The sequence below is a fragment of the Candidatus Trichorickettsia mobilis genome (assembly GCF_034366785.1).
GTDB lineage: Bacteria > Pseudomonadota > Alphaproteobacteria > Rickettsiales > Rickettsiaceae > Trichorickettsia > Trichorickettsia mobilis_A.
In genome coordinates this window covers 884,351-899,371 of record NZ_CP112932.1, presented here as the reverse complement: position 1 = coordinate 899,371, position 15,021 = coordinate 884,351, and the positions used below count along the sequence as shown (strand labels likewise).

The window sequence follows — 15,021 nt, the reverse complement described above, 5'->3', positions numbered from 1 at the left end:
TTATAAAAGGTAGATGTAATTAAATTTTTACAAAGACCAGAAGATTTTACTAAATATAAGATTAAGATTTTATTAATGTTGCATAAAATACTATCATTTTATCAGCTATCTTTTCATGTTCTGGGGCAAGATCTTTTTAATTCTTTAAGTGTATCTTTCTTCCCTTCTACGATTGTGCATATCAAAGGCAAAAATGGCTGTGGCAAAAGTTCCTTACTTAAAATTATAGCCGGGATTCAAAAGCCGACCAATGGATTTGTTTATTTTGGTACACCAAAGAGACCAGAAGAACAGAGTCTGTTATCACAAAACCATGAAAAGCCATATTGTGTTTATGTAGGACATCGTCTTGGTTTAAAATCTGAATTAACAGTATTAGAGAATTTAAAATTTTGGTCTGAAATTTATAATTCTCCAGAGGCATTTGAAGCTTCGATCTATTACTTTAATTTACAGCACATATTAAATACAAAGTGCTACGAACTTTCCAGAGGCAATCAACAGAAAGTAGCGCTATCCAAGCTGCTTTCATGTCAGGCTAGTTTGTGGTTATTAGATGAGGTGGAATCAAATCTTGATCAACAAAACAAAGAATTATTACATAATTTAATCGCCTTAAAAGCTAATAACGGTGGCATTATCGTGAATGCTTCGCATGGTGAATCAATTAAAACCGCACAAATTCTTAACTTAGATGAACAATCGTGATTAAAAATGACTCACAACAAACCTCTTGCGAAATTAATTCTAGTAGGTAAGGTATTCTCAGCTCATGGACTCAAAGGTCATGTACTGATACAATCATTCACTGAGCCAATTACCAATATAGTTAAATTACCATTATTAAATGCAAGCGGCACTGATCTTCGCTTAAAACTTTGTAGCATCAATACAAAGCACCGATTAATTTGTAGTATTAAGGATATTCATGATCGAACTGCAGCAGAAAAACTAATTGGCCATGAGATCTTTTGTTTAAAAGATAACCTACCTACAATCAAAGACAAAAATGAGTTTTATATTGAGGACTTAAAAGAATTAACCGTAATCGATCAAAATTCAAAGTCGGTGGGTGTAGTTAAAAGCTTCTTTAATTTTGGCGCCGGTGATATAATTGAAATAGAATTTCTCGATGGCAGCAACCAATTATTGCCTTTTACAAAAGAAATTTTCCCAGAAATTACAGATAAATATATCTTGATAATTATGCCTAATTTCTCGTGACCGCTGCTTCAGTAGCGTTGTAAGTTATATTTGTAATGGCAATGACGATTTGACAAAGCTCATTAAATGTTCTTTTTTGAGTGCATTTCAATTTTAGCAAGTTCAATTTCTGCACGTAATATAATTGCTGCCATTATGGCCTGTAACTCAGGAAAGCGAAATTGTTCTTTATTATTTTCAATAGTTTGTTTGAGATACATTATATGTTGCTTTGGTAGTTTATCGTTAAGCAAGCTGAATCTTATATCATTTAAACATCTTAAAATTTTGTTGCCTTGCTCTTTAAGTCTAGCTTGATCTTTTTCATATTCATCTACTTCTTGTAAAAATAGGAACGGATTCGTAGAAGTGATATTAGATAACTCAGGGCTCTCATGTTCAACTAACCCATTGCTTCTAGAAAATGCTAACTTTGCAGATTTCACTTTTTTAGAGCGTATAGAAGTTATATTTTTAGGCAAAGCTACTGTGTCTATTACTATCATAATATAATTTGAGTTTTATAGATATTTCTATTACTATAGTTTAACAAGAGTGAAGAGTAGAATTTTTACAAAAAATATGTAATTTATTCATCTTTTTATTTTTTTATAAAACCTAAATCAGAATATATCTTGCTAAATCTATTTAGATTCTAATGATAAAAAGTAATTAATACAATATATGATTTTATAATATGTTTCAAACACTAACGCATAATCTAACTAGAATTTTTGATAAAATTAAAGGTAACGGAACGCTATCTGAGAGTAATATGGATAGTGCATTACGTGATATCCGTATTGCTTTATTGGAAGCGGATGTAGCATTACCAGTAGTAAAAGATTTTATTGCAGCAGTAAGAGAAAAGGCTGTTGGTCAGCAAGTGATTCGTTCTGTTTCACCAGGACAGATGGTAGTAAAGATAATACATGATGAGATGATAAATATCTTATCAAGTTCTGCTGAGAACACTAGCCTACAGCTACAGTCAGCACCACCGGTTAATATCATGATGGTCGGTTTACAAGGTAGTGGTAAAACTACGGCTAGCGCTAAACTTGCCCTAAGGCTTAAAAATCAAAATAAAAAGGTGCTACTGACTTCTCTTGATACTTATCGCCCAGCTGCCCAAGAACAGCTAGCAAAATTAGCTTCTTCTATCAATGTTGATAGTCTTCCTATAGTTACAAATTCCAATCCGATTGCAATCACCAAAAGATCGATAACTGAGTCAAAATTATCAGGATACGATATAGTGATATATGATACAGCTGGTAGGTTACATATCGATGATGATATGCTAGAGGAAGTTGCGCAAATAAAAAACTTAGTAATGCCAACAGAAATATTGTTAGTTATAGACGCAATGATTGGGCAAGATGCCGTTCATGTGGCCAATAATTTTAATAATAAACTAGCAATCACTGGAGTGATTTTATCTAGGATTGATGGTGATGCACGTGGTGGGGCTGCACTTAGTATCAAACATGTTACTAATAAACCGATTAAGTTTTTGAGTAATGGTGAACATTTATCTAACTTAGAAGAATTTAGCCCTGAGCGTGTGGTATCTCGTATATTAGATATGGGAGATATTGTCTCATTTGTAGAGAAAGCAGCTAGTGTTATCGATCATCAAGATGCAGAACGAGCAGCAGCAAAATTTCAGAAAGGCAAATTTGACTTAAATGATTATTTATCTCAAATTCGTAGTATCAGAAAGCTAGGAGGATTTAGCAGCATATTATCGATGTTACCTGGCACTAATCAGATGATTCCTAAAATCGCTTCAGATAAATTAGACGATAAATTACTTTTACACCAGGAAGCCATTATTCTATCGATGACTAAGACTGAACGGAAAAATCCTGATATACTCAATGCCATGCGTAGAAAACGAATTGCTGGCGGCTCTGGAACATCAGTGCAAAAGGTGAATATGTTGCTAAAACAGTTTAAGCAAATCAGTGAATTAATGAAAAAAGCAGGAAAAATGGATGCAAAACAATTAATGCGTAGCGGTATAGGAAAACTTTTTTCTTGATACCAATAAAAACAACTGCTATTATGGTCGCCGAAAATTGAGATAATTAGAGTAAAAAATGTCAAAAGCAAAAGCAAAAACCGCTTCTAAAAATAATCCAGTTACTAGAGAGCAAGCAAAAGAGTATTTTCATAACGGTCAAAAAATAAAACCGGTAAAATTGATTTCTGGTAAATATTCTTTTTTAGCAGCTGAATATGATGGTTCAGGGGATCTAGTTACAGGCACTGATGGGCTTGCTTTACCTTGGTCAAGGGCTAAAAATTCAATTTAACTAACTGTAAGAGTGGTCAAATAATTTATGGAAATTTCCTCAACGCTGCTAAAGCTTCTGCTTTGTCCAGTTACTAATAAGTCATTAACTTATGATAAACAAAATCAGGAATTAATAAGTGAATTTGCAGGACTTGCATATCCAATAGTTGATGGTATACCTATATTGCTTGCAGATAAAGCAAGAAAAATTAGCAGTAATGTTCAGTATATGACTAAGAGTAATGAAAATCTTAATAAACTAGAGCAAGAAGATAGAAACATAATAATATCAAGTAAATCCATAGAAGTAGCCTAAGTTCAGTGCGTAGAATTTTTAAAATGAGCATATAGGTTCGGAGTTGTGGTGAGCGTTCACGATTTTAGTTTGAACGTTTAGTATATCACATACTAAGACCGTCATCACGAGCTGACACATCCACACGAATTGTGGATCCCTCATTTTATTGAAATATAAGTAATGTAACTCGTCATTACGACCATTTATGGTTGAAACAATCAAAAAAAGGCTGTTAACCCTTTAATAAATTGGATTGCCATGGCTACAACGTGACATCGCAATGACATATTTAACTTAATTAACACAGTTCATTAGACCTCTTTCCAAACCCATTTATGATGAGGAATTTTTAGGAGACACGCAGGCGAGCACCGCAGAGTATATAGAAATACGTGAGGAGCGAAGCCAAGTGTCGACAACAAAATTGCCATCAGAAATTGAGTTTGGAAAGAGGTCTATTGAACACTCTCCAAAACTGTCATTACTCTCGAAAAAGCATTTTCATGAATAATAAAAAACGAATAGGTATTTATCCAGGTACCTTTGATCCCATCACTAATGGTCATGTTGATATTTTAATTCGCAGTAAGAAAATTGTTGACGAGTTAATCATTGCCGTATCAACAGGATATAATAAAAATCCTATTTTTTCAGTAATAGAACGCTGTGAAATGGTATCATCATATTTAAAAAAATACCAAGTAGAGGCAGATGTTCTAGTTACTAGTTTTGATGGCTTATTGGTAGATTTTGCTCGTAAAGTTGAAGCTAATGTTATTATTCGTGGATTACGTGCTGTATCAGATTTTGAATATGAATTTCAAATGGCCTGTATGAATTCAAGATTAGCGCCTCAGATTGAAACTGTTTTTTTACCAGCTTCCGAAAAAAATCAATTTATCTCTTCAAGGCTAGTTAAAGAAATAGCGAGTCTTAATGGTGACGTTTCAGCTTTTGTTATTTCTGAGGTAGAACAAAAAGTCAATAAATATTACCATAAAAAATGAATCATAGCATCAAGCTAAAGAAAAATAAGCGATATGAACGTCATTACGAGACCACGTGTTAGTGGTTGCAGCAATCCAGTAAATATACTGTTCATTTCTTGGATTGCTTCGACTTTGTTGCGCTATGACTGTAAAGACGCCTAAGCAATACGGTCGTATTATCAATTTTTTCTTAACTTGACGCTATAGTTCATTAGACCTCTTGCATAACCTAGAGACGGTTGAGAAATTTTAAGTGATCAAGAGCTTCATACGCTAAATGAATTTAGCTGTTTGCAAAGATAAAAATAACGTACGATAAGATTGTAAGAAAATGTTTGAACCAATAAAATGCACCTTAACGATCGATCTATCCTTGATCCGTGCCAATTACCGTATTTTATCTGCTATGGCTAATCAAGCTATACTAGGAGCGGTAGTTAAAGCAAATTGTTATGGTCTTGGTGCTGTAAAAATCGCAACAGCTTTATACCAGGAAGGATGTAGAGATTTTTTTGTAGCAACTCTTGATGAAGCCATAGAATTACAAGAAAGTTTAGGAAATAATATTGCTGTTACCTCTAATAAACTTATAAGTAATAGCACTAATATTTTTGTATTAAGCGGTGTTTCTAATACCGATGCTAAGGATTTTGACCAATATAAATTGATTCCGGTATTAAATAATTTAGCTCAACTGCAGATCTGGAACCAGTTAGCTTCTAATAAGAATACTAAGTTACCAGCTATATTGCATTTTAATACTGGCATGCATAGATTGGGTATCCCACATGAAGAGATAGAAATTATCCAGCAGAATCCAAACTTATTAAACGGTTTAGAGCTATTGTATATTATGAGTCATTTGTCTACCAGCACGGATGCTGATCATATTTATAATCGGCAGCAATTGGAAAAATTAAAAAATTACAGACAATATTTTCCAGAAATTAAAGTAAGCTTGGCAAATTCTAGCAGTATCTTTCTAGGGGCAGATTACCATTATGATTTGATTCGTCCAGGAGCGGCGCTATATGGAATAAATCCAACACCACGGCAACCAAATCCAATGCAACATGTCGTTTCATTAACCGCTCCTATTATTCAATTGCAGAGTGTACTAACAGGTAACGCAATCAGCTATGATATGACTTTTATCACCAAACGTGATACCATAATTGCAACATTACCAATTGGCTATGCTGATGGCTACCCAAGAGCTCTAAGTAATCGAGGTAAAGTATATATTGCAGGACACTCAGCACCGATAGTAGGTACAATTTCTATGGATTTAATGGTAGTTGATGTCACAGATATTCCATCTGAGCAAATTTTTTTAGGACAACAAGTTGAAATTATTGGTGATTACTATACTATAGATCAGCTAGCTGAAGATGCTGGAACTATAGCTTATGAGATACTAACTAGACTGGGAAAAAGATATCACAGAATATACAAAACTGATTAAGTTTTAAAAATATAAATTTATGTTAATTATAATAGGTCAAATTGGTAAGTGTGCCATAGAAATTATAAGGAAAATTGGCGCTTTTTCCTTATTGATTGTCAGTATTATTAGAAGTATTACGAAGCCTCCGTTTTATCTACGGCTTATTTATCGTCAATTTTTAGTTATTGGTTTTTATTCATTACCGGTAGTAGCAATGACTGCATTCTTTTCGGGAGCAGTACTTGCTTTACAGAGCTATACTGGTTTTTCACGTTTTTCTGCAGAAAACTCTATTGCTACAGTAGTAATATTATCTATTACTAGAGAGCTGGGTCCAGTACTTGCTGGTCTAATGGTAGCTGGTAGAGTGGGAGCCTCAATTGCTGCAGAAATTGCAACCATGAGGGTTACCGAACAAATCGATGCTTTATATACTTTATCTACTGATCCAATGAAATATCTCATTTTACCAAGAGTAAGTGCTGCTGTAATTATGCTGCCATGTTTAGTATTTATTGGAGATATAATAGGAGTGCTGGGAGGGTATTGTGTCAGTGTATATAAACTTGATTTTAATAGCACTCGTTATATAACTAGTAGTTTTAATTATTTAGAAACAATGGATGTGGTTTCTGGGTTAGTGAAAGCTGCTGTATTTGGTTTTATTATAGCTGTAGTTAGTTGCTATAGTGGCTATTTTTCTGATAAAGGTGCAAGAGGTGTTGGTAATGCTACGACTAAAGCTGTAGTAAATTCATCGATTTTAATCTTGATTAGCAATTATCTAATTACCGAATTATTCTTTTAATCTTAAAGTATGTATGTAAACAAAACGTTAAAATGATCTTTAGGATATTTTTTAATATTTCGTAAGTCATGAGATATAATCATCAAATTTCTACGATCACAATTATATCACCTTATTAGATATTTGGATAGTTCGGCTATTCATGCAACAAGGCCATTACACTCCTTTCTTTTTATAAAATTTATGTTCAAAACTCTGCAAGATCATACATTATTTTACAAAATTCTTAACGATCTCATTAAAATTTACAACAACATCATAATAAAAACAAAACCCTTACCCTTTTTTGTTTATTAGTTGAACAAATCATGCTTTATTAAATTAAAGCAAAATAAATTATAACATTCTCATGAAACTTAATATCTCTCTGCTAACTATAGCATCCAAACTAAATAAAAAACTCTTATTAGGAATTATTTTTCTTTTAATGACTACCACTTTTGCAACTAAAGCAGAAGCTTCATGGAGTAATTGGATAACCGATTCTTTGCTTACCCCTGTGCTACCTGCACTCTCAGCCGTTGGTATAGATAAAGAGGAAGCAAAAGCTATACTCCAACTTGGAACCGACGTGTTTAGTACAGTAATAGGCATGATTGGACAACCATGGTATGAAATAGCTTTACATGTTTCTATGAAACATGGAGGAGCTGCAATTGGTGTTCTAATGAACGTGCTTGATTTAACGGAAAGCCAGGGGATGGCTGCCGGAGATAATTTAAATAAAAGCTGGAGAAGTACAGCTAAATATAGCACTTGGGGGAGTGTAATGTTTGGTAACTCTAACCAAAAAACCACCGCTTCTCAAGGCCCAGGGCAAAAACATAATTCTGTAAGTGGTATAATAGGAGCAGACGTAGATATAAACGACGATCTTTTAGTTGGTGTAGCTATCTCATTATTAAAAGATAAAGCTAAATTTAAAGATGAATTACTCGGAAATAGATCAAAATCAAACAATGTTTCTTTCTCCTTGTACTCTTTATACGATATTGGTAATAATTTTTACATTACCGGTAGTGTCGGCTTTGGCGTAACTGAACTAAAAATAAACTCTCTGAAATCTAATAGCCTAGGTGGAAAAAGTGCTGTGTATTCTAACCAAGATATAAAAGACCTTACAACTAATATTGCTGTAGGTTATGATGTAAAAGTAAACGAAACGTTTGTTGTTTCTCCTGAGATAGGCGTTAAATTTACTAAGCTTTATGCTAAAGATTATAGAGAAAAAAGCTCTGATCCATTAATACAAACACACCTAGCTAAAACTAATGCTAAAGACTCAGTAAATATTGGATCAATAATAGGGTTAAACGCTCAAGGCTTGCTCGTAAGTAATAATACTTTTCATATTATACCTCAAGCCCATGTTAAAGTTAATACAGACTTATATAAACGCAGCCATAGTATAAACGTAACATACGATTCTTTAGGTATATCATTTAACCCTAAACCTACAAATAAAAAGATTACTGTGGTCAACTTAGGTGTAAGCACAGCAATATTATCAAGCTCCAAAACTTATGAAGTTACTCTAAGCTTTGACCACTTTATGGCTAAAAAATATAGTAGTAACCAAGGTGCAGTAGAATTAAGGATAAATTTTTAAACAGTATTTTAATAACAAGAGCAATATTTTATTTTAGAGCCTAATATGCGATGTATAATAATTATTATTTTTCTATTATTCACTAATAATGTTTCTGCTCATCAGCATGGGCAAGCAGAAGAAAAAATCGAGCAAAGAGCGCGGGAGTTATTACAGAACATTTTTAATGATAACAGCGAACATGTTACAAATAAACTTAATCCAGCATTAAATGAAATTCAAAGTAGCCAATCCCCTCGTGCAACAGTAGTAAGTTGCTCTGACTCCAGAGTTCAGAGCTCTACTATAGACAACACTCCTATTAATGACTTATTTTATATTAGGAATATAGGCAACCAAATTGATACTGCTATAGGTTCAGTTAAGTATGGGGTCAGATATTTACACACTCCAGTACTATTAATTATAGGACATGTAGGTTGTGGAGCAGTAGAAGCTGCATTAGGAGATTACAAGCAAAAACCTAAAGCTATTCGACAAGAGCTTTATACCTTTGATTTTCCAACAAACATTACAGCAAAAGATGGTGTCATACATAATGTTCATAACCAAGTAGCAATTGCATTGAAGTTGTTTGAGGAAGAAATTAAAAAAAATAAGCTAGTAGTTATAGGAACAGTCTATGATTTTAAAAACGAATATAAAATGGGTTATAATCGTTTAATTCTACTAAATATCAATGGAGAGAAAGACCCTAAAGTAATCACTAAGAGTAAATACTTACGTGGCACTAAAAACGTAGTAGTAGGCGTAGAATAATAAAAATAAAGAAGAAATTTTAACGTTAGTATAAGGCTTACAAAACTACAACCATCGTTATTGCGAAGTGCAAAACCTGAAGTAATCCAAAAAAGCTCATAAAGCTTTAATTTACTAGATTACAACTGGAGCGAAGCTCCCTAGCTCAGACGTAGAAACAACAGTCTTTAGCAGTTTTAATTGGCACCTCGCGTTACTTTAGAGCCTGGTATTATCTTTTTAGTACAAAATTATCAATTCCAACGCTACTGACATAACTATTGTTCCCCAAAAAATTAGTTTTACCGGTATGAAATTCATATATTGTTTAAGGATTGAGGAGATACTGAGCGCAATTAAAGCAGGATAAATATATTCCAATATCTTACCAAGTATTTGTGAAATAGCAGTAAAACCAATTAACGACAGTAAAAAACTGATGATAATGGTGACTATAATTGATAGTGGCCAGGAAATACGTTCCTTAAGTAAATCGTGATATAAAAATTCAGCAAATAGTTTTGATAAAGTAGCAGCAGTAGTAAGACAGGCTAGAAACATAGTTACTGCTACTATAATAGCAGCATTATTGCCGAGAGCTAGAGTAGCTATAACGGCCAGGTATTGTTCTGGGCCTTTATCAATCAGATATGAAGCATAATAAGCGCCTAGAACTACAAACCCAAGATAAACTATCGAGATCAATGAAGCTCCAACTATGCTAGCTGCAAGGCTGGTTTTTAAGACTTCTTCTTTACTAGGATTGATACTACGTAAATATTCCATAATCGTAATTGAAAAGAAACAGGCTGCCAGTAAATCCATAGTCTGATACCCTTGAAATAACCCTGTCAACAAAGGATTTTCTGAAGTAGTCGTATCAACAAGATGTGGAGATTGGCTGACAGCAGCAATAATAATGATAATTATTCCTCCTATTTTAAAAGGACCTAATATTTTACCAATTATTGGTACTAGTTTACTTTTATGCCAAATGATTAATAAAATAGTTGCTGAGAAAACGGCGCTAAATAATATTAAAGAGATCTCAGGCCAGATCAAACTAATACCACCATACGCAACAATTATACAGCGTGGCACTACGCCAAATGGCCCAAGTAATGATAATATTAATAAACTGAGAGTGAATGGAGCCCACCTCCCGAGTAAACCAAAATAACGATTACGGTCGCCTTGATAAAATATCATACTTATTAACCCCAGAAAAGGCACTACTACCCCAGTAAGAACAAGTCCTAGACTAGCAATTGGGTATTGACTGCCAGAATCAATGCCCAGCTTTATTGGAAATACTAAATTGCCAGAGCCAAAAAACATGGCAAACATAGCAAGTCCGGTGGTTAATATAATTTTAAATTTATACATATTTTTACTCTTTGCTTATGCAGGTTAATTTTTATAGCGTTATAATTGGCTATAACAAACTATCGAATTTAGGATGGGAACTGTGTTGGAATTTAGAATATTTAATAGAGGCGGCAAGCGCCCACCACCATAATTGATGAAACGCTAAGAATAGAAATTGGTATTAATTTATAAAATATGTTGTCCATAAGAAAAAAATTATAGCATTTCTCCAAATTAGCTGCAAGTAAATTGTTTACCTTTTGTAATAATATATTAAATATTAGACCTCTTTCCAAACTCGCGTCAAAGAGAGGATTTGAAGGAGACACGGAACCTCGACCCGCAGCGCACTCTAGGTTTGTTTCGGATTCGAGTACCGGACCTGTGTACAAATCATCCGCAGAAGTAGAGTTTAGAAAGAGGTCTATTTTTTAATTACCTTCAACAGCAGTCAGTACAGCTTCTCTAAAATAAATAATATCTAATTGGTTCTCAGGCTTATCTAAATCAATTGTATTACTTATTTTTTCTCGTGATTCCATGGATACATTACCAAGGATTGCGAAATAAAGATTTTGCTCAGGAATAAATCCAGCTTCACTAATACCGCTTTTGCTACCCGAGTGATGAATCAGAGTATCACCATTGGTAAATTCAGAAATAAACACTCCATAACCGGTGTAATTTTTACGTCCTGATCTACTCGGTACGGGAAGATATTTTGTGATCATCATCTTATATGATTTATCTGATAATACTTGCCCTTGATGCAGAGCTTTATACCATGTAATAATGTCACGAGTATTAGAAAAGACTCCACCATCAGCATATGGAACAAACATATATTCAAATTTAGCTAGTTCCAATTTTGGTTTACCACCGGTAGGGATTGCAACATAACGTACGGGATATAAGGAGCGATTAGGGTTACTTTGCTGAATAAGTATAGATTCTTCTAACGATGGTAAATAAGAAGCCTTCATTTTAAGAGGTTTAAAAAATTCATCATTAAAAAATTGTGCCAATCGTTTTCCACTTACTTTTTCAATAACCATTCCTAAAATAATGTAATTAGTATTACTGTATAGATATTGATCCCCAGGATTAAAGGCTAAAGCTTTAGAAGCTGCAAAACTAACAATAGATTTATTGATATCTTGTAAGGACATATTTATATTTATAGGCGCATTCATGTAGTATTCAGCAATGCCACTAGTATGAGTAAGTAGGTGATGTATAGACACATCATCAGCCCAATCTGGCATTTTAGTTATCCAAACATCTGATTTTTGATCTAAATATTTACTAATCGGATCTTGTATATCTAATTTACCTTGATCATATAACCTTAATATCGCGGCTGCAGTAATCGGCTTAGTACCGGAAGCGATAGGCATTTTCTCATTAGCTTTTAACTGTGTACCATTTAGATCAAAAATTCCTTTAGCTCCTATATCTAACACGCCATCATTATTGGCAAACATAAAAGTAGCATTAAGGAAACGAGTAGCAAGATATTTCTTTGTGGTGAGTTTAATCGTAGTTTGTATACTACTTGCTGATGCAACCGTGATATTAAGTGCAATAATAATTGGAATTAATATAGACCGCAGCGTGTGAGTAAATTTTAACCAAAGAAATAGAGTTTGTAAAAGAGGTCTGCTGAAGTATAATGATCTCATAACTGCTATATCTCTTTCTTAAGTTTAAGCTGTACTGATGGTGACAGCATTATATTCAACTCTCTTAACTGTTTATTATCAACATAATTAGGTGCGCTCATCAATAAATCTTCGGCTTGTTGATTTAAAGGAAAAGCAATGACTTCTCTGATATTTGCGGTACCTGCTAGTAACATTACCATTCGATCAATTCCTGGAGCAATACCGCCATGTGGCGGCGCTCCAAATTTAAAAGCTTTAATCATCCCACCAAATTTCTGATCTACCACGTCATGATCATAGCCAACAATCTCAAAGGCTTTATACATAATCTCAGGTTTATGATTTCTAATGGCACCACTAGATAATTCTATCCCATTACATACAATATCATACTGGTAAGCGGTAATTGCCAATAATTCTTCTTCAGTCGTGGCTGCTTCTAAAGCTTCCAGTCCTCCTTGTGGCATTGAGAACGGGTTATGGCTAAAATCAATTTTACCGGTCTCTTCATTTAATTCATAAAATGGAAAATCTGTAATCCAACAAAATTTAAAACTATCAGTTTCTAATAAGTTTAATTCGTCTGCTAGTTTAATTCGTACTTTGCCGGCAATTTTTGCAGCTTTAGGTTCAAGATCACTGGCGAAAAATACAGCATCACCATCATTTAAATTGGCTAGTGCTTTTAGTTGACTTAACTGCTCCTTAGTTAAGAATTTTGCAATTGGTCCTTTTACTTCTGCATCAGAAGTAAATTGAATATAACCTAAGCCGCCCGCACCTTCAGCAACCGCAAATTCAATCATTTTATCAAAAAAGCTTCTAGCAAAACTTGCTGCTTTTGGCGCTGGAATTGCGCGAACGATAAAACCTTTTTTGATATTCTCGCGAAAAATAGAAAATTCTGAGTTTCTAAATATTTCCGTGACATCAGCAATTACAATTGGATTACGCAGATCAGGCTTGTCTGAACCATATTTAAGCATTGCCTGCTTATAGCTTATTCTTGGAAACGGGCTATTGATTATTTTATTATCAGAAAATTTAGAAAAAAGCTGAAACATTACCGGTTCGATAGTATTAAACACATCTTCCTGGGTTACGAATGACATTTCAACATCTAGCTGATAAAATTCTCCTGGCGAACGATCGCTTCTGGCATCCTCATCACGAAAGCAAGGCGCAATCTGAAAATAACGATCAAATCCTGAAATCATCAATAATTGCTTAAATTGCTGTGGTGCTTGTGGTAGCGCATAAAATTTACCCGGATGTAGACGACTTGGCACCAGAAAATCTCGCGCTCCTTCTGGTGAACTAGCTGTAAGAATAGGAGTTTGAAATTCTGTAAATCCTCTCTCTAACATTAAATTACGTATTTCCGTAATAATTTGTGATCTTAAAATAATGTTTTGATGCAGCTTTTCTCGACGTAAATCTAGAAAACGATATTTCAATCTGGTCTCTTCAGGAGCTTCTTGGTCACCATTAACTATTATCGGTAGCATCTCTGCTGCGGATTCAACAATTAACTCATTAACTACTACTTCAATATCACCAGTTGCAAGCGAATTATTAATAGTTTCAGGTGTTCTAGCAGTAACATTACCGATGACGGTGATTACAGTTTCATATCGCAATCTACTTGCCAGATCCATTAACTGAGCGTCGATATCGGTAAATACTAATTGAGTAAGGCCAAAATGATCTCTAAGATCTATAAATACTAAATTACCATGGTCGCGCCTGCGATGTACCCAACCCGATAATTTAACAATCTGATTTTCGTGATGTAATCGCAACTCATTACAATTATGTGTTCTATATTTATGCATATTTAATGAGATATTTAGGGGAATATTTAAATAAATTTATATAGCAAATACTATTTATGGCAATTAAAAACTATTGAACAAGTACAAAATCTAGGAATCATTTGGGGATTTAAGTAACTAACGAGTATCATATGTTATATTGAGATGCTTAAAGAATCAGCTTATGCTGATTCTTTAACTAAAGATTTGACTAAGGCGTTTATCACATTTTGGTGATCAGCGCTACGTATTTTCATAAAATTTCTTGATACTTCAATACACATACGTTGATGTTGAGTTAGCGTTGGTTCTGTATTTTGATCCTCTAGTCCACTGTAGAAATATTCTATGGTTTTATTTAATGCCTTAGCAATTAGCACTAATCTACCAACAGAAATTCTATTAGTGCCTTTTTCATATTTTTGTAATTGTTGATGAGTAACGCCAATTACTTCTGCGAGTTGCTGTCTAGATAAGCCTTTGGCCAATCTTAATGCATAAATTTTGTCGCCAATAAAGCGATCAACTTCTTGAATATAATTATTTTTTCTAGCCATCACAGCCTCCAAGTGATTATAATTAATTAATTAACTAATAGTTAGAATATCGTAAATTCAAACTGCGGATGTAAATCTACTATACTTAAAGCACTTAGGCAATAACTATTTAATGTTTTTTAATGATTACGCTGTAATCATAACCATTATCTTAAGTATTAAGTACTAAGATTCAGAAAGCTATTGATTAGTTGTGTTTTAAATAAAACTATAATAGACTTCTG

General features: G+C 33.7%; 14 protein-coding genes and 1 pseudogene. 10 read left to right on the top strand and 5 right to left on the bottom strand.

Annotated elements, in window-relative coordinates; all coding sequences use genetic code 11:
- The first annotated feature begins 87 nt into the window (after positions 1–87).
- Together ccmA and rimM are read left to right on the top strand one after the other, a co-directional pair.
- Complete coding sequence (ccmA, locus tag Trichorick_RS04125) at positions 88–708, top strand: heme ABC exporter ATP-binding protein CcmA (RefSeq protein WP_323738870.1); 621 nt, start codon at positions 88–90, stop codon at positions 706–708.
- Positions 709–714: 6 nt separating this feature from the next.
- A complete protein-coding gene (rimM, locus tag Trichorick_RS04120; protein WP_323737770.1) occupies positions 715–1,224 on the top strand; it encodes a ribosome maturation factor RimM in 510 nt (169 codons plus the stop codon).
- A 62-nt stretch (positions 1,225–1,286) separates the two neighbouring features.
- On the opposite strand, the gene Trichorick_RS04115 is transcribed toward rimM, so the two are convergent.
- Entirely contained in the window at positions 1,287–1,709 is a 423-nt protein-coding gene (locus Trichorick_RS04115) for a flagellar assembly protein FliX (RefSeq protein WP_323737769.1), read from the bottom strand.
- A 191-nt stretch (positions 1,710–1,900) separates the two neighbouring features.
- Between Trichorick_RS04115 and ffh the strand changes: the two genes are divergently transcribed.
- The 8 genes and pseudogenes from ffh (at position 1,901) to Trichorick_RS04070 (ending at position 9,415) form a co-directional block, all read left to right on the top strand.
- Positions 1,901–3,250 carry a signal recognition particle protein gene (ffh, locus tag Trichorick_RS04110; protein ID WP_323737768.1) on the top strand — a complete coding sequence of 450 codons (1,350 nt, stop codon included), beginning with the start codon at positions 1,901–1,903 and terminating at the stop codon, positions 3,248–3,250.
- 58 nt (positions 3,251–3,308) lie between these two features.
- A complete protein-coding gene (locus Trichorick_RS04105) occupies positions 3,309–3,524 on the top strand; it encodes a hypothetical protein (RefSeq protein WP_323737767.1) in 216 nt (71 codons plus the stop codon).
- A 27-nt stretch (positions 3,525–3,551) separates the two neighbouring features.
- A pseudogene (locus Trichorick_RS04100) lies at positions 3,552–3,716 on the top strand (Trm112 family protein); the annotation flags it as partial.
- A gap of 590 nt (positions 3,717–4,306) precedes the next feature.
- On the top strand, positions 4,307–4,810 hold the full coding sequence (gene coaD / locus Trichorick_RS04090; protein ID WP_323737766.1) for a pantetheine-phosphate adenylyltransferase: 504 nt from the start codon (positions 4,307–4,309) through the stop codon (positions 4,808–4,810).
- A 313-nt stretch (positions 4,811–5,123) separates the two neighbouring features.
- Positions 5,124–6,257, top strand: coding sequence for an alanine racemase (locus Trichorick_RS04085; protein WP_323737765.1), 1,134 nt, complete (start codon positions 5,124–5,126; stop codon positions 6,255–6,257).
- A 19-nt stretch (positions 6,258–6,276) separates the two neighbouring features.
- The gene (locus Trichorick_RS04080; protein ID WP_323737764.1) at positions 6,277–7,047 is read left to right on the top strand and encodes an MlaE family ABC transporter permease; all 771 of its coding nucleotides are present in this window, start codon (positions 6,277–6,279) and stop codon (positions 7,045–7,047) included.
- Positions 7,048–7,474: 427 nt separating this feature from the next.
- Complete coding sequence (locus tag Trichorick_RS04075) at positions 7,475–8,656, top strand: autotransporter outer membrane beta-barrel domain-containing protein (RefSeq protein ID WP_323737763.1); 1,182 nt, start codon at positions 7,475–7,477, stop codon at positions 8,654–8,656.
- Between the two features lie 45 nt (positions 8,657–8,701).
- Positions 8,702–9,415, top strand: coding sequence for a carbonic anhydrase (locus Trichorick_RS04070; RefSeq protein WP_323737762.1), 714 nt, complete (start codon positions 8,702–8,704; stop codon positions 9,413–9,415).
- A gap of 219 nt (positions 9,416–9,634) precedes the next feature.
- On the opposite strand, the gene Trichorick_RS04065 is transcribed toward Trichorick_RS04070, so the two are convergent.
- The 4 genes from Trichorick_RS04065 to Trichorick_RS04050 form a co-directional block, all read right to left on the bottom strand.
- Complete coding sequence (locus Trichorick_RS04065; protein WP_323737761.1) at positions 9,635–10,780, bottom strand: branched-chain amino acid transport system II carrier protein; 1,146 nt, start codon at positions 10,778–10,780, stop codon at positions 9,635–9,637.
- A gap of 413 nt (positions 10,781–11,193) precedes the next feature.
- Positions 11,194–12,444, bottom strand: coding sequence for a serine hydrolase domain-containing protein (locus Trichorick_RS04060; protein WP_323737760.1), 1,251 nt, complete (start codon positions 12,442–12,444; stop codon positions 11,194–11,196).
- Positions 12,445–12,449: 5 nt separating this feature from the next.
- Positions 12,450–14,261, bottom strand: a complete 1,812-nt coding sequence (gene aspS / locus Trichorick_RS04055; RefSeq protein WP_323737759.1) for an aspartate--tRNA ligase — start codon at positions 14,259–14,261, stop codon at positions 12,450–12,452.
- A gap of 161 nt (positions 14,262–14,422) precedes the next feature.
- Positions 14,423–14,797: a helix-turn-helix domain-containing protein gene (locus Trichorick_RS04050; protein WP_323737758.1), complete on the bottom strand. Its 375-nt coding sequence runs from the start codon at positions 14,795–14,797 to the stop codon at positions 14,423–14,425.
- Between the last annotated feature and the right edge of the window lie 224 nt (positions 14,798–15,021).